16 protein-coding genes are annotated in these 20,536 nt (G+C 46.3%); 2 read left to right on the top strand and 14 right to left on the bottom strand.

Features of this window, described 5'->3' with window-relative positions:
- Positions 1-64: 64 nt before the first annotated feature.
- The 7 genes from LRL21_RS16545 to LRL21_RS16515 all read right to left on the bottom strand — a co-directional run bounded on the left by LRL21_RS16545 (position 65) and on the right by LRL21_RS16515 (position 7,478).
- Positions 65-2,311, bottom strand: a complete 2,247-nt coding sequence (locus LRL21_RS16545) for a DUF4129 domain-containing transglutaminase family protein (RefSeq protein ID WP_240416908.1) — start codon at positions 2,309-2,311, stop codon at positions 65-67.
- Complete coding sequence (locus LRL21_RS16540) at positions 2,308-3,552, bottom strand: DUF58 domain-containing protein (RefSeq protein WP_240416907.1); 1,245 nt, start codon at positions 3,550-3,552, stop codon at positions 2,308-2,310. The genes LRL21_RS16545 and LRL21_RS16540 overlap by 4 nt, the downstream gene beginning before the upstream one ends.
- Before the next feature lie 5 nt (positions 3,553-3,557).
- Positions 3,558-4,526 carry an AAA family ATPase gene (locus tag LRL21_RS16535; protein ID WP_338044637.1) on the bottom strand — a complete coding sequence of 323 codons (969 nt, stop codon included), beginning with the start codon at positions 4,524-4,526 and terminating at the stop codon, positions 3,558-3,560.
- A gap of 222 nt (positions 4,527-4,748) precedes the next feature.
- On the bottom strand, positions 4,749-5,099 hold the full coding sequence (spoVAE, locus tag LRL21_RS16530) for a stage V sporulation protein AE (protein WP_076230285.1): 351 nt from the start codon (positions 5,097-5,099) through the stop codon (positions 4,749-4,751).
- Positions 5,100-5,113: 14 nt separating this feature from the next.
- Positions 5,114-6,127, bottom strand: a complete 1,014-nt coding sequence (gene spoVAD, locus LRL21_RS16525; RefSeq protein WP_240416905.1) for a stage V sporulation protein AD — start codon at positions 6,125-6,127, stop codon at positions 5,114-5,116.
- A 3-nt stretch (positions 6,128-6,130) separates the two neighbouring features.
- Positions 6,131-6,604: a stage V sporulation protein AC gene (gene spoVAC / locus LRL21_RS16520; RefSeq protein ID WP_240416904.1), complete on the bottom strand. Its 474-nt coding sequence runs from the start codon at positions 6,602-6,604 to the stop codon at positions 6,131-6,133.
- Positions 6,605-6,620: 16 nt separating this feature from the next.
- Positions 6,621-7,478 (bottom strand): DUF421 domain-containing protein, encoded by an 858-nt coding sequence (locus tag LRL21_RS16515; protein ID WP_240416903.1) that lies wholly within the window; start codon positions 7,476-7,478, stop codon positions 6,621-6,623.
- A gap of 144 nt (positions 7,479-7,622) precedes the next feature.
- On the opposite strand from LRL21_RS16515, the gene LRL21_RS16510 reads away from it, so the two are divergent.
- The gene (locus LRL21_RS16510; RefSeq protein ID WP_076230063.1) at positions 7,623-7,829 is read left to right on the top strand and encodes a DUF1657 domain-containing protein; all 207 of its coding nucleotides are present in this window, start codon (positions 7,623-7,625) and stop codon (positions 7,827-7,829) included.
- 416 nt (positions 7,830-8,245) lie between these two features.
- On the top strand, positions 8,246-9,514 hold the full coding sequence (locus tag LRL21_RS16505; protein ID WP_240416902.1) for a glucuronate isomerase: 1,269 nt from the start codon (positions 8,246-8,248) through the stop codon (positions 9,512-9,514).
- 99 nt (positions 9,515-9,613) lie between these two features.
- Here the strand turns inward: LRL21_RS16505 and LRL21_RS16500 are convergent, their stop codons facing one another.
- The 7 genes from LRL21_RS16500 to LRL21_RS16470 form a co-directional block, all read right to left on the bottom strand.
- Positions 9,614-12,487, bottom strand: a complete 2,874-nt coding sequence (locus LRL21_RS16500; protein ID WP_240416901.1) for an RCC1 domain-containing protein — start codon at positions 12,485-12,487, stop codon at positions 9,614-9,616.
- Positions 12,488-12,544: 57 nt separating this feature from the next.
- Positions 12,545-15,673 (bottom strand): efflux RND transporter permease subunit, encoded by a 3,129-nt coding sequence (locus tag LRL21_RS16495; RefSeq protein WP_240416900.1) that lies wholly within the window; start codon positions 15,671-15,673, stop codon positions 12,545-12,547.
- Positions 15,670-17,835 (bottom strand): efflux RND transporter periplasmic adaptor subunit, encoded by a 2,166-nt coding sequence (locus LRL21_RS16490; RefSeq protein WP_240416899.1) that lies wholly within the window; start codon positions 17,833-17,835, stop codon positions 15,670-15,672. Before LRL21_RS16490 ends, LRL21_RS16495 begins: the two co-directional genes overlap by 4 nt.
- A gap of 506 nt (positions 17,836-18,341) precedes the next feature.
- The gene (locus tag LRL21_RS16485; RefSeq protein WP_240416898.1) at positions 18,342-18,839 is read right to left on the bottom strand and encodes a L,D-transpeptidase; all 498 of its coding nucleotides are present in this window, start codon (positions 18,837-18,839) and stop codon (positions 18,342-18,344) included.
- Between the two features lie 78 nt (positions 18,840-18,917).
- Positions 18,918-19,070 carry a hypothetical protein gene (locus LRL21_RS16480; RefSeq protein WP_240416897.1) on the bottom strand — a complete coding sequence of 51 codons (153 nt, stop codon included), beginning with the start codon at positions 19,068-19,070 and terminating at the stop codon, positions 18,918-18,920.
- Positions 19,071-19,153: 83 nt separating this feature from the next.
- Positions 19,154-19,807 carry an SGNH/GDSL hydrolase family protein gene (locus tag LRL21_RS16475; protein WP_076230039.1) on the bottom strand — a complete coding sequence of 218 codons (654 nt, stop codon included), beginning with the start codon at positions 19,805-19,807 and terminating at the stop codon, positions 19,154-19,156.
- Positions 19,808-19,926: 119 nt separating this feature from the next.
- A complete protein-coding gene (locus LRL21_RS16470; protein ID WP_240416896.1) occupies positions 19,927-20,517 on the bottom strand; it encodes a biotin transporter BioY in 591 nt (196 codons plus the stop codon).
- Positions 20,518-20,536: the final 19 nt, after the last annotated feature.

Genomic DNA, 20,536 nt, shown 5'->3' with positions numbered 1-20,536 from the left:
ACAGCAGGCTGCCAGGCTACAGCTTAAAGAGCTGAATGCTTCTTATGGGAATCCTCGTTGTAAATCAAAATTGCGAACGCAGCTTCTCAACCAACTGAGTCGTGCTTTGCCAGTCATCCTCTGTTATTTCTGCATTGCTGTATTTAGCTTTCTCGAAGATCGTAAGCACCTGCTCCAAGTCCGCCTTCATCCATTTGCTCTGCTTGATCCATCTGCGAGTTGCTTCTCGTAATGTTTCATGTTCATCACGGGTATAACCGTTACGTCGACAAATCCGCAGCATGCGTTCACACTCTACAATGACCTTTTGCTTCAGAAGTGACGCTCTGCGGCGCTCAATCCGTTCTTTGACAAGATCGACTACCTGCAGCTTCCAAATTAAAAAAGCAACTAAAGCAACAACGAACAAAACCAATCCGCTGATCCCGACAACATGGCCTGAATTTGAAAAGACAACCGCTTCTTCTGCTGTTTCCGGAATTTCGGGCAATGTGGATGGATCAATCACGGTTTCCTGCAGTTGTGAAGCACGCGGCAGCACAAAGCCTGAGGTAGGCTCAAAAGGAATCCAGCCATATCCGCTAAAATAGATTTCCACCCAGGAATGAGCATCCGCATTCCGAACGGTATACACACCTGCAGCATCGGGGTCCAGCATACCCTGTTCAACTGACATATTCAAATATTCGTCAGGAACTGTCGTCGAGCCAGAAGCATAACCCTTCACCCAACGTGTTGGAAGCCCGGAGGATCTGGACAGCACGGCCATTGCCGATGAGAAATAATCACAATAGCCTTCCTTGATTTCAAACAAGAAACGTTCTACAAAATCGCGACTTTTGCCTTTGGTGAGATCAGGCTTATTTGTGTATGGATACGTTTGGCGTAAATATTGTTCGATTTTTTTTGCCTTATCATAAGGACTCGCTGTATCCTTAGTAATATCTGCTGCCAGCTGTCGGACACGATTCGGGGTGTTGTCAGGCAGCTGTAAGTATTCAGCCAGCTCGGCGCGATTCGGCAGCTCCGCAGGAGCTTGACGCAAACCTTCCTCTTCCACAATCGGCATCTGTGAGACAATCGTGTACGATTTAGGAAATGCCTGACGCTGCTGTTCATTAAATCTTAGCTCGGACTGCGATGGAGCCCAGAGCAAAGGTTCAAAACCTGTTTTGGCGCCACCCAGATCGACTACCTTTTGCAGGCTGAAGGCACCGAATAATACAGGATATTTTTCCTCTGACAAAATCGTAACCGTTTGAGTAACCTCGATGGTTTTCAGCTTGCTGCCGGCAGCTCTTGGATCAGCAGCCAATGCGACATCTGCTCGTACCGTACTTACGGGAGCACGTCTATCGCCTTCTCCAAGCTCCCAGCCCTTGCCAGTGTACAAACTGCGTGTCTCGCCCCGCCAATAGCTTCGATGAGAGGTTTCTACGGTCATCACCGGTGTAAAATCGAATTCAAACCCTCCGCCAAGTGCCGCATCATTGCGACTGTATCCCGAAGAAGCATCACCCGAAGACGTAGGAGCTGCAACCTCAACGCCTTTGCCAGTGGTGAAATTAACCGGTTGGCCTTGAAAATTGCGCCATGCGGTATAAGGATCAGTTAATAATGGACTGACTTCCGGCATAATGGAGCCGATCGATAACGTCAGACAAACCAATGTAATGACCGGAACCGATATCGACGTCGGATAATCAGCGAGATAGCTCCACGCAGTCGGATCTTTTCGACGCAGCCGTTGAAAATGACACAAAATTAACAGGAACAATCCACAGCCCACTACCATGACCACCTGAGGCCATAAATATACATTCGAGAAGGAATCGCGGATACACATGACGAGAACACTGACGATCATCAGTAAATAAACTCTCCACTTCACCTCTACCCACCAGATCAATGTCAGATAAATAACCCAGGTACTTAATGCAAACCATAAATAAGGCGTCAATTGATATAAATTCAGAAAAAGCTGCGAAGAAAAATAACTGGATAGTGATACGTCTTCAATAATTTTATAATCAAGTAAAACATGGGCATTAAGCGCAATCACGGCAACCATCTGTATAAAGCCGCGCACTAGCCAGTGAAGCCGAGGGACATGCTCTAGTAGAAAGGTGACTAGCAATGTTAGTTGAACAATGCGCACCGTTTCCGGAAGCCACAATCCATTTTCTTTTGAAATCCAGGTAACAAATTGCAATAACAGCAAACCAACCAGCAGAACCGTCAACCGATGCGTCCAATCCGTCAAAAGCATGCGGCGCCACACTGGCGTCCTCTCAACCATCAATTCGCTCATCCACTTCTCCCTCCCAGCACAACCGGAAGCTCATGAAGTGAATGGATCGCATACCCAACCACGCCAACCGATTGCAGTCTTTTCAGCCAAGCCTCCTGATCGGTAGCATCCGAGCATATCCATAGGTGACAAGGATTCAACTGGAGCTGTTTAAGCCAAGTAAAAATTTGTATAACCGACTCGCCATACTGCGGAGTAATCAAGGTAATAAAGCTGCCGGGAACCAGATGCTGCACCTTTTCCCTCAATACTTGACGAAGATTGTACGAACCATCAGCCTCCACATGAATGAAATGCTGCTGAACCGCTTTTTGCAGGTTTTGTCCAGGCTTAGGCTCAAAATACACATCATCCGCTCCTGTAGATACCAGGCCCAGAGCCAGACTGCGACCGGCCCCGTATTGAAACAAAGATGCAGCAACAGACACGGCGAGCTCAAAATTCTCCGGATCTCCATAAGCTTTACGGTCACGATCCAGAATCAGGTAAGTTTTGGGCAAAGACTCACGCTCAAACTCCTTTGATTTCCATGTTCCTGTTTTGGCGGTCGCATTCCAGTGAATACGAGACAACCGATCCCCATAAATATACTCTCGAACACCATTGATCTGCGTTGTTTCGCGAACTGCACGAGTCGTTGTAGAATGGTGGTTCGTACCTTTCATCATTTGATGATATTGCTGCCACTCGCGGATCTGCACAGTTTGCGGTAGAACTACAATACTATTAGGCAGCTTCAGAGTACCTCGATGCTCGAATAATCCAAATATATCTTCAGTGACACATTCGGTCGTACCAAATGTATAAGAACCTCTGCGCAAAGCAGGGGTCCGGTACTCCCACTCTCCACGTCGTCTCCAATCGGGAACTATGGTAGATTCAAATGCCAATTCACTGCCGTTTTTATGTGTCAAGCGATCTTTAACGAATATATAAGGCATAGGCCAAAATCCAGGTATTTGCAATTGAATCGTGACTGAGAGTGAACTGCCTGCTTCCAATGTATTCGTCGTTTCGGCAGTATGCAGTGTCCGCGCACCCTGTGTCCGTTTGATTCCACTCCATTGACCGAGCAATAAATAGATGCTTAAAACAAGCATGACCACAAATAGCATAAGTGCCAGCTTCCCGCCTTGAAACAACAGAAAGCCCAAACTTCCCAGCAAGCTAAGCAGAACCGCCCAAAATTGTTTGCTCATACGTGGTAATTCGGTAAGCTTCTGAACGATGGCTTCTCGCATCCTGCTCACTTCTCCATTCGTATGGGTACTCTCACCTGTTGAAACACAGACTGCAGTACGGATTGCACCGTAGCGCCGTCCATTCGGGCTTCAGCATTCAGAATGAGGCGATGCCCCAACACGTATGGAGCCAAAAACTTGATGTCGTCGGGGATTACATAATCTCTTTCCTGCAATAATGCAAAGGCTTTAGCTGCCTGTACCAGCGCCAGGGTCGCACGAGGACTTGCCCCCAGAAAAATCGAGTTGTGTTCACGGGTTTGTCTTGTGATCGAAACGAGATAGCTTGCGACCGCGTCATCCAGATGTACCCGCTTTGCTCTTTGCTGCATGCCAAGTATGTGTTCAATATCCGCTACCGGTTCCAGCTTCTCTAGCGGATGCACGATGCTTTGTGATATAATCATTTTCGTTTCAGTCGCTTCATCGGGGTAGCCCAGACTGAACTTCATCATAAAACGGTCCAATTGAGCTTCCGGCAATGTATAAGTCCCTTCAAAATCTATCGGATTTTGCGTAGCCAGCATCATGAATGGTTGTGGCAGCTCATGCGTGTTTCCGTCTACGGTAATATGGCGTTCTTCCATTGCTTCGAGCAATGCGGATTGGGTCTTGGTCGTGGCACGGTTAATCTCATCTGCCAGCAAAATATGCGTCATGATAGGACCAGGTCTGAAAATGAACACTTCATCTTTTGGATGATATATCGACACTCCAGTAATATCGGTGGGAAGCAAATCAGGATTGCATTGAATACGTCGGAATTGACCACGAATTGATTTGGCTAATGATTTGATTAATATTGTTTTCCCGGTACCGGGTACGTCCTCCAAAAGAACGTGTCCGCCTGCTAACATGGCTGTCATAAGTAATTTAATTTCATCTGTCTTACCGAGGATGCAAGACTCCAAATTCGCTTGTATGCGCTTTAGCACTCCTATATCTTCACTGACAATGGCCTCCATGTTCCTGATCCTCCTTGGGTGTGTATAATAAGTGGGCAGAGCGTTTCTCTTTCTATTTTACAGGAATAAAAAAAGGCCGTATACATGCAAATACGCTAAATTTGTTTGTAAAATTACACATTTAGAGATATTTTGGTAATCAAAAAACTCCAAAGGACGAGCCCCTGGAGCGCAACAGACCTTATTAAGGATACGTACAATAGTTGCATTTGGTTTCATGGAATGGGAACTTTACCCTCGCGGCCTGCAAACCAGAGCGGCCAGAAATGAAAAGATAATCGCGGATGATATCCCGGCGCTTGTCACATTGAAAATACCTGTGATTATACCTATCGCACCATCCTCCTTCAGCTCCTGCAAAGCTCCATGAACGAGCGCATTCCCAAAACTTGTAATCGGCACCGTGGCGCCGGCACCCGCGAATCGAATCAACGGATCATACCAGCCGATTCCATCCAATACTGCACCACTTACGACTAATGTACTCATCGTATGCGCAGGAGTCAGCTTACCAACATCCATAAGCAGCTGCCCCACCACGCATATTGCGCCACCGATAATGAACGCCCAGACAAAATCCATGAAGGTTTCCAAAATTACTGCACCCCACTTTCAATAGCTACAGCATGTGCGATACAAGGAATGCTTTCCCCTTGCTGAAACGAAAGCGGCGATAGCAGAGCTCCTGTAGCAATGACCAGAACTTTACGATAATCGCCTTTAATCAGCTTTTTAAGAATATGACCATAGGTCACAACGGCCGAGCATCCACAGCCGCTCCCCCCTGCAATAACAGGCTGCTTTTCACGATCATAAATCATCAGGCCGCAGTCGTAATAGGTGGTCTGATGAATCGGTATTTTGTGCTTGATAAGCAATTCATTTGCAATATCATAGCCAACCTTGGCCAAATCTCCTGTTACGATTAAATCGTAGTATCCAGGTTCTCTGTCAAAATCCTTGAAATGCGCCTGCATGGTATCGACCGCGGCAGGTGCCATTGCTGCACCCATATTAAACGGGTCCTTTATGCCCATGTCGACGACCCGGCCGATCGTAGCGCCCGTAACAACAGGTCCCTTTCCATGTCGTGAAACTACTGCTGCACCTGCACCTGTTACTGTGTATTGGGCAGTGGGAGGCTTCTGCGAGCCGTATTCGGTCGGGTAACGGAACTGCTTCTCCGTGGTACAATTGTGACTGCAGGTTCCGGCCATGACGTCATTCGCATAACCTGCATCCGTCAGCATGGATGCTAACGCTAGCCCTTCCATTGAAGTAGAACAAGCACCGAAAATACCAATGTACGGGATCGCCAGCGTTCGTGCCGCGAATGTACTGCTAATAATTTGATTCATCAAGTCGCCGCCAACGTAGAACTGAAGCTTTTCTTTCGTTAATCCCGCATTTTCTACAGCGAGCTTGGCGGCTTCATCCATCAATTGTCGCTCTGCCTTTTCCCAGCTGTCCTGCGCCAGTATCATATCTCCATGAACAATATCGAAATCATCACCTAACGGTCCTGAGCCTTCCTCAGGGCCAACGACAGTGGCAGCACCCGTTATGACGGGACGGTTCTGAAATGCCCAGCTTTGATGTCCCTGAAGCATCGCTCATCCTCCTATGTTGAAAATTAAATGAATCAATCCGATCACAAAAGCTGCTACGATACCGAACACAATGACAGAGCCAGCCAGCTTAAACATGTTACCACCAACACCTAACACAAACCCTTCGCTCTTATGCTCAAGAGCTGCTGAGCACATCGAGTTTGCAAACCCAGTTACGGGAACGGCTGAGCCTGCTCCCGCCCATTGCGCAAGCTTGTCATACCAACCAAAGCAGGTAAGAATGACCGACAATAAAATAAGCACGGCCACTGTAGGATTACCTGCCTTTTCTGCCTGAAATCCAAACGCGTGGATAAACATTTCAGTTAAGCCTTGACCAATTACACAGATAATCCCCCCGACTAAAAAAGCCCTTAGGCAGTTTTTCAGAACCGGCCTGGACGGCTCCTTCTTTTTGGCAAGCACCTGGTATTCCTGCTGTGTCCAGGTTAGTTTTTGCTTGGTTTTTGAAGCCATATCATCGCTTCCTTTCTTATCTTTTTAGGACGGGCTCAAGCAGCCTGATTTGCTTTTGCAGCTGCAGGGTACAGTCCTCATACATTTTTTTGGCAGATGCATCAACCGTTGATAAGCCATATAAGGTTAAATCGGCTTCGCATTTTTTGATCGTTGCCCACAGCAGTCTTCTTTCGTTATTTACCGGCAGCTTGAGCATATCGTCATACAAATCGACATACAGCGCTCCATAGGAATCAACGGTCCCCAGAAACACATTGTCGACTGTGACCCCGATTTTCTCCAATTCGGTCCTGAGCCATCCTGGATTTAAACCCGCTGTTGCGAGTGGTTCTTCCATGATATTACCGTCCATAATCACAGCCTGCGAAGCCTGTTCAGGTGCAGTTTGGATACCAAGATGCTTGGGTGTAAGCGGCTGATTCTCTTTCTTCAGCATGACGCTTAGCTCACCACTTGCCTCCAGCATTGCAAATTCGACCTCCGCTGGATTAAATACGCTTTTGCTTCGAAGCTGCTCCAGTAATTCATCCACCGTATAACGTTCTTTCTTGAGGTTTTTTTCCATGACCTTACCTTCCTTGATCATGACCGTACCCTTCCCCTCGAACCAACCCCTCAGCGTAACGCTCTTCAGCGTGATCAATTCCACTCCGAGCGGTACCAGTGCCCATACCAATAACGCAACAACCCCGTGCATGTAATTATTTTCGATATCGGTCGATATAAAACCAGCCAGCTCACCCAAGGTTATACCTGTTATATATTCAAAAAAAGTAAGCTGGGAAATCTGCTTTTTCCCTAGTAACCTTGTCAGTATAAACAGCATCGCGATAGCTCCAAGCGACCTGACAATAATGTGTACCCAATCCATCCCCACTCTCTCCTTCCCGGAATAAACCTCACCGTAACATTATTTGCATCATTGCTCAGACTTATGGTTTCTAAATTATTCCAGTTATGTTTTCAAAAATTGTGAGCACAATGTAAAAGGTGAAACACAAGGAGGTGAACAATCATGACTGTAGCATCAAGCGTAAAGACAACACTTGCCTCTTTAAAAAGTGCACAAGCGAGCTTGGAGACTTTTGCTCTGAGTACACAAAATCAAGAAGCCAAGCAGATTTTTGAGCAAGCTGCTCAAACAACACAACAAGTTTGCGATCAAATCAGCGGACGTGTTCAGCAGCTGGAAAGTGAAGAGCCTCAATATAAAGGCTTTTAACTAAGGCTGAACGAATTGGACAAAAAACTTGTCCACACATAAAAGCCTTGATACTGTCAAAAAAATGGCAGTTCAAGGCTTTTTATGCGCTCATATTTCTTTGCCGAAAACTAGAACAATCATGAGCTATGTAAGTTTACCTATGCACATAGCTCTAATAAGCTTCGTATGAGTTCCCTCGATCAACCCAATAGCCATAAAAATAAAAGCAATAAAATATAAAGTACAAGTATAAAGAGAAGATTAGTCTGTTTTTTCATATGAACAGGCTCCCATCTATCCTTAATGTTCCCGATCTATCCTATGTCCCGTTAATTTGTTTGGAATGTGTATATGCCTATATGGAATTTAATGATATAATATGTTCATTGTTCACGTTAACATAAACTTATTTTGCGGGAGGTTTCTCTTCTATTATGACGATTCGTTCGAAGGAGCAACTGTATTCATTTGTTACGGAAACGGTAAGAAATACTCAAGTAACCGATATACACACACATTTATTTGCAGAATCGTTCGGCGACCTGCTGCTATGGGGTGTCGATGACTTATTAACCTACCATTACCTGATTGCTGAAACGTTTCGCTTCAAGCCGGAATTATCTTATGATGTTTTTTGGGCTATGGGCAAGCAGGAGCAGGCCGATTTAATATGGAAAACGTTGTTCATTGAACACTCCCCTTATAGTGAAGCATGTCGTGGTGTTGTCACCGTGCTGAACAGACTTGGCTTTGATTTAAGTACGCGAGATCTGAACACATATCGCGAATATTACAACAATGTCAGCGCCAAAGATTATATTACACGCATATTGGACCTGGCAAAGGTGAAAACTGTCGTCATGACGAATGATCCTTTCAATAGCTTTGAACGTGAGAAATGGTCGCAAAATCATCCGCAGGATCCCCGTTTTCTCGCTGCGTTACGTATCGATCCCTTGTTGAATGCTTGGGATACTACCTGGACTCTGCTTGTTGAGCAAGGCTACGAGGTCAAATCCGACTTTTCAGGAAATACCATTTCAGAGATTCGTCGTTTTCTAACCGACTGGATTGAGCGCATTAATCCATTATATATGGCGGTTTCACTGCCAAGTGATTTTGCTTACCCTGAGGATTCTTCCCGTGGACGCATCATTGATGAATGCATCGTTCCTACCGCGCGTGAGACTGATATCCCATTTGCCATGATGATCGGTGTTAAACGTCAGGTTAACCCATCTTTGAAGGATGCTGGAGACAGCTTGGGAAAAAGTGATATCGGAACAGTAGAACGAATCGTCAGCAAATATCAGGACGTGAAATTCCTGGTGACCATGCTTTCACGTGAAAATCAGCATGAGCTCGCCGTAACTGCCCGTAAAAACCGTAATTTATTAATTTTCGGCTGCTGGTGGTTCCTTAACAATCCAAGTCTTATCGAAGAAATTACCCGTATGCGTTTCGAATTGCTCGGTGGCAGCATCATTCCACAGCATTCCGATTGTCGAATTATTGACCAATTGCTGTATAAATGGGATCATTCCCGTGAAATCATTGCAAAAGTATTGTTTGAGAAATATGATGATTTATTGGCAGCGGGATGGCGCTTGGAGGAAGAAGAAATTCAGCGCGATGTCGACGACTTGCTCGGTGGTACTTTCTGGAAGTTTCTTGGAAAACCCGATCCAGCGGCTGTAAACTAAATATCATTCTTGGAGAATATTAGATTCAATATTGTAATACAAAGCAAAGGAGCACCTCCCCACTGTGGTTAGGGGGATGCTCCTTTGCTTTTTTTAACGTTACTTTACCTGTGCATTTTTGAGGGCAAGCTCATCAACCGGCAGCACAGCTCCGCTGTTAAGAGCAAGCAGTCTTTCAATGATTGTGATTGCTTGAGCTCTTGTAGTCGTTTCTTGTGGTGCCAGCTCACCGTTATTGAGACCTTGCAGGATACCTTTTTGTACAGCATTCAGCATCGCATATGAACTATCAACAACTGTAGCTGCATTTTGAAGCTCCTTATTAGTCACGCGAACAGCAATTTTCGCCATTTCTGAGCGGGTAATCGGAGCATCCCAATTGGTTTGGGTTTCTCCTGGACCATACAATCCTGCTCTGACTAATGCATCCACATAGGATTGATACCATACGTTACTTGACGATGATTGGGAGGTTGACAATTTAAGAGCGGCTGCTGTCAGCTTAGCAAATTCAGCTCGAGTAACGGTCCCCTCAGGCTTAAAGGTCCCATCCGGGTAGCCATCTGTGTAGCCTTTCTCCACGGCTGCAGCAATCTCCGTGCTGGCCCAGTGGCCACTTGTATCACTAAAGCCAATGCCGCTGGCAAATACAGTTACGATCCCTGGTGTTGTGCGGTTTTTGTAAGAACCATCACCTAATTGACCTATCGTATTGCCTCCCCACGTCCATACTGTTCCATCAGCCGACAAAGCGAGAGAATGGGCACTACCCGCAGAAACAGCCTGAGCACCGTTAATCGCTTTTGCTTGAACAGGCATCTTCCGGTTTGTAGTGGTTCCATCACCCAATTGACCATAAACATTCAGTCCCCACGCCCATACGGTCCCATCTTTTTTTACTGCGAGGGAATGATAGCTGCCTCCAGCAATGGCAGTCACATCGTATAGACCGCCAAGCTGGGTAGGAATTGACCTATTAGTGGTCGAATCGTCCCCAATTTGGCCATAGCCATTATAGCCCCATGCCCATACGGTACCATCATTTTTAAGCGCCAAAGAATGATTGCGGCCTGCCGCTATTGCCTTCACATTGCTTAAACCTGAAAGCTGTATAGCTGAACGACGTGTCGACAAAGTACCATCGCCAATCTGTCCATTAATATTGTCACCCCATGCCCACACCGTTCCATCACTGGCTAAGGCTAACGCGTGATTGTAGCCTGCCGCAACAGCTTGGATCCGTTTCAGACCTGGAATCTCGATTGGGGTTGTGCTTGATTTGGACGTACCATCGCCAAGGGCACCAAAAGTATTATCACCCAGAGCCCATACCGTTCCATCCTTCTTCAAGGCGACTGTAAAAGAATTTCCAGCAGCAAGGTCTATAATATCCGTTAGCAACGGTGCCGCGGCAGGCGTATTTTTATTCATTTCCATGTTATCTGCCAGTTGGCCGTTACTATTCAAGCCCCAGCTCGACACCGTCCCATCGGCTTTCAGTGCCAGAGCATGCCCGGTGCCTGCAACAATTGAAACGACTCGGTCCAGAGTTTCCAAGGCAACTGGTGTATTCGTTCCACCATTTCTGCCAATGCCCAGTTGACCAAATGTGTTCTCTCCCCAGGTCCACAGCTTGTTGTTTTTCCAAACCATCGTAAAACTGTCGCCAGATGCAAGCTTACGTGATTGGATCTCACCGTTAAAACTTCCCAATGTGGGATCGATTGGCGGGGGCGTTAAGATAAACCGCGGTACTAGCGCTGGAATGATCCGGCTAGTAGCAGCCCCGTCACCCAATTGGCCCAGCGTGCTGTTTCCCCAAGCCCAAACCGTTCCATCGGCTTTAACCACCATGGAGTGGAAATAACCGGTGCCAATTGCGGAAACATTTTTCAAACTATCAATACTCATATTAACAATACTGTTAGTATAGTTACCGGTACCAAGCTGTCCATAGTTGTTCAAACCCCACGCACTAACCGTTCCGTCTTTATGTCGAACTAATGCATGAGAATTACCGGCAGCGATACTCACTGCGTCATTAACGCCAATTACACCGGCTGCAAAGTTTCTATCAGTGGTATTCCCGTTACCTAGCTGACCGGCAACGTTAGAGCCCCAGGTAAATACACTTCCATCTTCCTTAAGTGTCATTGAGAAATTACCGCCAGCGGCTACAGCTTTTGTCTCATAGGTAAAATTGACCCGAGTGGGTCTGGTTACAATATCATTGGAATCCACATCTCCCGCCTGTCCATAGGAGTTGTCTCCCCAGGCAAGGACAAAATTGTCTGAGATCTGGGCCAACACATGATTGGAGCCAGACGCAATAGCCTTAACATTAGTAGGGTAAGAAAGCTGTGCAGGCTTGAGCTTATTATTCAAGGTGCCATCACCCAATTGGCCTTTTGAATTATCGCCCCAAGTCACAACCGTTCCATCGCTTTTTAAAGCGACAGAGTGATTGCTTCCTGCGGTGATAGCAACAACATCTTTTAAATCCTCGATTTGGAATGGCGCCAGACGGTCGTTTAATGTGCCATCACCTAATTGACCTGCATTATTTTGTCCCCACGCCCATACTGTTCCATCCTTACGAAGTGCAAGAGTGTGGTTCATTCCAGCCGCAACTGCTGTAACATCGAACAATTCCTTCACTTGAGTCGGTGTATATCGGGAAACACCTGCACCTGTTCCGAGCTTGCCATGCAAGCTGTCACCCCAGGTCCATACCGTGCCGTCACTTTTGAGAGCGACCGTATGACTTAATCCGCCTGTAACCTGAGCAACACCAAGCATGGACACTGTCGTAGTCGAATTTATTGCTGTAGGTTCTACCCCTGAACTACCTCCAGTTGGCACACCATCAGCAAAAGCAGCGCCCGGTATCACCAGACTTTGAAGCAGAAGTGCCCCTGTCAGTGAAAAGGAAAGCCAATACATTAGTTTATGTTTAAAACGGTTTCGAACCATTGTACAATCTCCTCCATCATGATTTATGCGGTTGATACCCTGCTCGACAAGCTATGACTATTTGGTTGGCAGGGCTGGAGGGGATTGCCGCTTCCATTTACTGCGAAAGAAATCCATCATGCCATCCATCAAAGTGTACACGACAGGTACTAACAATAATGTGACCATTGTCGATATCGTCAGACCAAAGGCAACAACAGTTGCCATGGACGCTTGCGATTCAGCCCCTTCACCAAAGCCGATAACAAGAGGCAGCATTGCCAATACGGTAGTCGCTGTAGTCATCAGGATTGGCCTTAGCCGTACTCTGGCCGCTTCAATTAATGCATCGAATAACGTATAACCCCGTTTGCGCAGCTGATTCGTATAGTCAACTAGCACAATTGCGTTATTGACCACGACCCCTATGAGCATAATCATTCCCATTACGGAGTTCATATTGATTGTTCTATTTGTTAAATACAAACCGAGAATGGCACCAATAAATGTAGGTGGCAGCGAAAACATAATTATAAAAGGACCATACAACGATTCGAATTGTGCCGCCATAACCATATAAACCAAGACGACAGACAAGATAAGCATCATGTACAGGCTGCTGAAGGTACTGTTGGAATCAGCCTGAGAGCCCAATGAAATTGCATAGCCATCAGGCGGCTGAATGGTATCCAGACGTTCTTGAACAATTTTGGCGACATCGCCCACGGGTGCACCGGTAACAAAGGCTTGAACCGTGGTCAAGCGCTGCTGATTAATATGTCTGATCTGTGATGGACCTGAGCCCGGCTCAACCTTCGCGATGGCACTAAGCGGAATTTGTGTTCCCGTAGATGTAGTCAGCACGATCTGATTGAGGTTTTCCAAATTGTTCGTAAACTCTGTTGGATATTTAACTAATACAGAAATTTGGGTATCTCCTGTTTTGAAATTGGTTGCAACCGATCCCTGATAAGCAGTCCGCAGTGAAGTCATGACCTCTCTGGACGAAATACCGTAATAGGTAGCCGCTTCTCGATCAATCGTCATCTCATAGGCTGGTATCGTGCGTTCAAGTGTATTTTGTACGTTTCTGAGTGTTGGAATGGCACGTAATTCTTCTGAGACCATATCACCCAGCTTACTCAATACAGCCATATCGGGTCCATTTAAATTAACCTGAATATCAGCGCCACCACCTCCACCAATACCAGGAAGACGGATTGAGGATCGGGCGTTAACCGAGATTTGCGCGCCTGCATTGCCATTTGTCAAATTACGGATTTGCTCGACGATTTGCTCTGTTTTCAACTTCCGCTCAGCCAAGGGCTTCAGTGTAACGGAAATATTGGCAGAATTCGTGGATGCGCTCTGAAAAGCGCCTCCCCCTGCACTACCGACATTTGTGAAGATCGATTCGATATCGGGAATATCCTTGATAAGTGCTTCAACCTTGGAAGTCAATGCATTCGTTATTTCAAATTTAGTGCCTTGTGCCAGTGAAATATTAATGAATAATTGGCCTTCATCTGTTTTGGGGGTCAGCTCAGAGCCGACAAATTTAGCCAAATACACACTTCCGCCCAGCATCGATACCGTAATCAGCACGATAATCAAACGATGTCCCAGCGACCAACGCAGCAATCTTGTATAACCGTTTGTAAAACGGTTCATCCCTCTGCCAAACCATACAGCCGGATTATAAGAACGTCCTTCAGGTAGCTCTTCTTCATGATTTTTCTTTAAAAGCTTCGCTGCCAGCATAGGCACCAGAGTAATAGCAGCGATCAGGGCCGCTATATGAGAAAAACTCACAGTGAGCGCCATAGGAGCAAAGAAATTTTTGATAATGCCTGATATAAATACTGTAGGAGCAAAAACAGCAATTTGTGCCAGTGCGGATGCCAATACGGCAGTTCCGACCTCAGCTGTTCCCTGTTTGGCCGCTTCGACTGGAGACAGTCCCTCCGCTTTTTTACGGTAAATACTCTCCAGAACAACGACCGCAAAGTCAACTAGCGAGCCCAGACCGAGCGCCAGACCTCCAAGTGTGATCGTATTGATCGTCTGATGAGAGAAGTACATCATACTGAACGTACTAATAATTGAAATCGGGATAACAACCCCGATAATGAGCGTAGCTCTCACACTGTTTAAAAACAATAAAAGAATAATAATCGAGAAAATAGCTCCTAAAAGCGTATGCTCAATAACTGTATTAATCGAGTTGCTAATAAATTTGGATGAATCATTTAAAATACCAAGCTTCACGCCTGGAGGCAGCTTGCTTTGCAGCTCTTCCATCGACTTGCGAATATTTTTGGCTACAGCGACGGTGTTGCCATCGGATTGCTTGAGTATGGATAAGCCGACGCTTTGTTCCCCATCACGACGGGAATCAAAGGTTACATCCTGATACGTATCAATAATTTTCCCTAACTCGCCAAGTGCAATGGATTGGCCGCGGCCTAAGGTGACACGTACCTTTTCTATTTCACTAACGGATTTGAACTCACCGGCAATACTTAACGGCACGAGCTGGTCACCCTTGTAGACATAACCTACATCCGTTGATTGATTATCATTGCTTAAAGCTGAAGTCACCTGACTAAAGGTTAAGCCGTATTGGGTCAGCTTGTTCTGATCAAGCAGCAATTGGATTTGTCTGACCCTTCCTCCTGTTACACCAACCGAAGCTACACCATCGGCACGTTGAACCGCAGGGCTAACAATATTATCTGCAAGATCACGCAGAGTGACCAGATCTACGCTGTTCCCATAGAGCGCCAGGCTCAGTATAGGCTGACTGTTGGGGTCAGCGCGTGACACGACAGGAGCATCTGCATCCGTAGGCAGTTGTCGCTTAACCCGGTCCAAACGGTCCCTCATCGTTAAAGTAGCATCACTGATGTCTGTTCCAAAATTGAACTGTACAGTGACTGTGCTTCCTCCCGTTCGAGAGGTTGAGGTGACTGACTGTACGTTGGCCAGGGTTGCCATGGATGCTTCTATGCGCTTGGTAACCTGTGTTTCTACCTGTCCTGGAGAAGCACCTGCCCAGTTAACGGAAACCGTTGCCGTCGGAATATCCATATTCGGATACAAATCTACCGGGAGCAGTGGTGCTGCAATTGAACCAATGATGATCATTGCAATCATCATCATCGTTATCGTTACCGGTCTGTTGACTGAAAAATTAGCTAAATTCACTGACCGCCACCCGCTCTCCCTGCTTGACCGGTTGTTCCGGTATTGGGATTAGCTGTAGCTGGAGTTTGCGAGCTGTTGCCCGCTGGAGCGGTGCCGCCAGACTGCCCTCCCTGATTGCGTTGTCCGCCCTGTCCTTGAGTTCCCTGTTGGCCACTTTGGCCGCCTTGCTGCTGATTGCCACCTTGTCCGGCACCCTGCTGGTTTTGTCCATTTTGGCCTCCGCCTTGCTGGCGTTGTCCGCCTAGACCACCTTGTTGTTGGCCGCCTTGCTGGCCACCCTGCTGCTGGGCGCCTTGCGGCTTCTGACCTTCCTTGCCTGGTTGGACAATTTGCACAGCTGCCTTGTCTGAAAGCAATTCTTGCCCTTTAACGACCAACTCGTCGCCTTCGGAAAGACCGCTCGTAATCTCAAACATTGCACTCGTCAGGCTTCCGACTTTTACAGACACTTTCTTGGCACGTCCGTCCTGAATGATGAAAGCGGCTGAACCGCTCGGTTGACTGAGTACAGCATCAGCTGGAACCATGACCGCTTTGCGTCCTTCGCTCTTTAAGCTTGATGTTGCAAACATTCCCGGAAGCAGCTCTCCCTTAGGATCACTTACTTTAATATCGACATTATAAGCTTTGGTTACAGGATCCAATAAAGGCTTAATCGTTGCAACAATTCCATCAAACGTCTTGTTCAACGTTGGCACGGTAACTTTCATTTCCATACCGATTTTGATTTTCCCGATATTAGCCTCGGAAATATTTACTGTGGCTTGCGTTGGATCCACAGTTGCAATGGAGAGTATCGCAGCCTGAGTGCTTGCATTTTGTCCTACCGGAATGCTAACCACAGTGACTACTCCATCTATTGGTGAAGACAGTACTCCGTCCTGAAGCTGCTCATTAAGCACTCTCAAATTCGTTTCAGCTTGCTGGTATTGGGCACTGGATACGGCAACAGCATCTGTTGATTGTGCAGTCAACAGCGCCTGCTCAGACTGAGCAACCTGTGCTTTAGTAACGTTGAGGTTTGTTTGTTGAGACGCAACTGAATTCGCATAAGAAAGCTGATCCTTTTGCAAACTTTGTTGATTCGTGTCGAGGATGACCGATAATGTATTTTGCGCGTTGGCTAATGCAACCGTGTCGCGATTTAATGTTTCCTGGGCAACCTGAACCGTTTGTGAGCTTTGAGCTGCTGCCAAATCCCCTTGTGCCTTAAGCAGGGCTGCCGTTGCCGAACTGAGCGAGTTTGGTGTAGTTTGTTGCGCTTGATCCAAAGCCAGCTGGGCTGATTGCACCTTTGCCATAGCAGCATCAACATCGGCTTTTTTAGCACCTAAGGCAGCCTGAACATTATTAAAATTTACGATAGCCTGTTGAAGAGCAAGCTGCAAGGAAGTCTGTGAGTTATTCGTGCTAACCTGCGAGGTTTGAGTCGTGTCCTGCTGGGCATTCAATGTATTTTGCGCATTAACTAGCGTCGTATTGTATGTGTTTTGAGCATTGTTTAAGTTTTGTTGTGATATTGCGACCTGCTGCTTGGCAGACGCAATGGCATTTTGTTGATCGCTGATCGCTTTATTATAATTGGCTTGTGATAAAGCCAGCTGTTGTTTGGCTGTTGTGATCGTATTTTGTTGATCTGCTATCGCCTTTTCCAGGTTCGCGCGTTGAATGATTAATTGCTTTTCTGCCGTTGCCGCGCTGTTTGCCTGGTCGTTAGCAGCTCGCTGAAGCTGAGCAGCGCTAACAGCCAACGAAGTTTCGGATTGAGCAATCTGCTGCTGCAGGGCGCTGGTATCAATCTTGGCTAAAGGCTGTCCGACCTTGACCCTGTCACCAGCTTTGACCATTAAATCGGTTACTCTGCCGCTAACTTTGGAGGAAATATTCGTTGTATAGATAGGTGTAATAGAGCCGGTAAAAACTTGTCCGCCGCCAACCTCCGCCATTTTTACCAGTTGTGTTTCAACAGGGAACTGTCGTGCCGCCGCCCCGCCACCACGCTGTTGGCCTGCACCTGCACCAGGTGCATTCGGCTGAGCCGCCTGAGTACTATTTAAGCCGCCCCAATTCAGAAAGGAGGCTCCTACAACAGCAATCACCGCAATGATAGCAATGGCGGCAATCACCCATTTTTTCGATACGTTTTGGATCCACCTGATCATTTCCATACCTCCATGTAGTCTTATCCGTCCCTTCCCTGTAAGGTTAACCCTCCACAAAGAAGCCCTTGTTGTCAAGGCTTTCGTCTAACGGCTCCGGATGCTTTCTTACAGATGCTCCAGTATAAGATCAACTTAGCGTATATTCATGATTAAACTATGATTTAAATGTAAAAAAACTGTGAATATCGGCTTCAAATAGTACTTTTGTCTGATATATTTACACACAAAAAGAGACCCCTTTCGGGGTCTGCTTAGCGATGAAAGGATATAGGTCCAATGTCTTAAGCTCTTTCCAAAAGCTGGGTCAGAAACCTTGGTCACTTTACTGCAGTACGAGTACTACCCTAACGTGTCTTTGGCACATCCCTCCGCTTCTATCTGGAGTCAAGCAACAAATTTCCACGATGTTTCGTTGAATGGTTCAACGGAATCACGCCTCTCTTTTTCACCGCTAATCATATGTTTCTCAATCGCTAAGCTTTTTATACATGTACCTTGCATTTAATTTATTTGATAATCACTTTAGTACCTAACGGAATGTGACGATACAGCCATTCTATATCCCTATTGTGCATACGTACACATCCTGATGAAGCATGACTGCCAATCGAATAAGGGCGATTTGTTCCGTGGATTCCGTATGTATAACCTCCGGATCCAGGCACATTGATCCCGAGCCATCTTGTCCCTAAAGGATTACGGGGATGACCACCCGGAATTTGCTTACGCATGTACCAGGGCTTGACGATTTTGGTCACAATGTGAAATTCACCCTCAGGCGTCAAATCCTTACTGCGACCTGTAGCTACCGAAAACCGGTAATTTGCCCTCCCATTTACGTAGACGGTAAGCAAATTGCTTTTTTTGTTTATTTCGATATACACACCCTCTTCGTGCACTGCTTCAAGTGGAAACGGAGCTATTGCAGCACTTACTGTAGAACCGAAGATCAAGCTCAACCAGATACTGACAAGAACAATGATCGTACAATTAACAAGCTTCATGAAATCGCATCCTTTGCTAGCCATACGAAGTTATAGTTGCCAGATCGATATCGATTTATGTGCACTTGTCATCACTCTTCACGCAATCCCCATAAAGTTAGGGTAATCATTCGGTACTTGCCTGATCAGGATACCAGACTCTATGCGGTAGGAAAAAAAACGAATGTCCAGCTCTCGCACCACTCGTATTTCTTCATCTGTCAGTTTCCCATGAATACCGTAATGTAACATTCCACAGAATGAGGTACAATGTGGAAGAGCAGATTTTGTACCTATGACCAATAAATCCGATTGCTTTTAAATGTGCTGCAATATTATCGATTCCAGTTAAATCCTGTTTCCTGTAAGAAAGCACGCGCTATTGCCATATGCCCCACCAGATTCGGATGCACACGATCCCATGCCAGCGTAGCCGGATAAATGTGCTCCAACACAGGTTGAAAAGCAGCCTGAATGTCGATAAAATGAGTGTTATTTTGATCAGCGATTTCTTTAACAACCTGACCGTACTCATCCATCGTCCGTCGCATCGGATCATTGACGTTAGGCTCCAAATAAAACGGTGTCATCAGGATTAATCCTTTGACTGATGGTAATGTCTGCTTAACCAATTCATCGAGTGTAGCGCGATATTCATCTATGTATACGTGTGATTCCTTAATTGTCGGCTGATCATACTGACGCCATACATCATTGATTCCGATCATTATAGAAACCCAGTCCGGCTCTAGATCCAGTACATCGGTTTGCCAGCGTTCCTTAAGGCTACGAACCGTGTTGCCGCTAATACCCATATTAATTACCCGCAGCGAAAGCTCCGGATATACAGAATGGAACAGCGCATTAACTGCGGCTACATAACCTTTTCCAGTAGAATCATTGCGACCTTCGCCATGCGGCCGTTTGCGTTCCACGTCTGTGATCGAATCGCCTATCATAACCAGCTTATCATTTTTGTTAAAAATCATGTCCATAATCTCCCTTTTAATAAATATGAAATAGATTCCAGTTTGATTTTACCTGATTATCGCCTTGTCTGCATCAAAAATCCCGACCCTCAGGATAAGGACCGGGATGCATATCTGAATCACGCGGAAATGCGCGGGGATGCTGGTTTGGGAGCTGCAAATGAGGGCACATACTTGCGCAGCTTAAGCACAATGAAGCTTGCAACCAATGCTTTCAGCAGATCGGGTAGAATGAAGGGATACACAGCCAGGGTCATTGCCTTGGAAAATGATAAGCCTGCTGTATAAGCAAGCCATGGTGCACCACCAGCATACAGCAGCAAGGACCCAAAAGCTTCTATAGTAACGAACAACAGCAAGAAAGCCATTATACCTTCACCTCGTATACGGCTGGACACCCAACCAATGGCCCATGCAGCAACTGGAAACATCCATATAAATCCGCCTGTTTTGCCAATTATAAGTGAAATCCCACCTTGCCCGTGAAGCAATGGCAGACCAATAGCTGTAAGTATGAATACCGTAAATATGCTATAAAAACCATACCGTGCTCCCAGCAGTCCGCCAGCCAGCATGACAGCAAAGCTTTCTAATGTGAAGGGTACCGGATTAAAGCCGAGCGAGATTTTGATCATACTAAATACGATGAACAGTGTTGCGAAAAGGGCACTGAATACGAGCCCCCTGACATTCCATGCAGTTGAATTCATTGATTTTCCTCCTTTTATT

Origin of the sequence: Paenibacillus periandrae (assembly GCF_022458865.1) — a bacterium.
Taxonomy (GTDB): Bacteria; Bacillota; Bacilli; order Paenibacillales; family NBRC-103111; genus Paenibacillus_S; species Paenibacillus_S periandrae.
The sequence above is the reverse complement of the archived record's forward strand: the minus strand, read 5'-3'. Positions and strand labels throughout refer to the sequence as shown.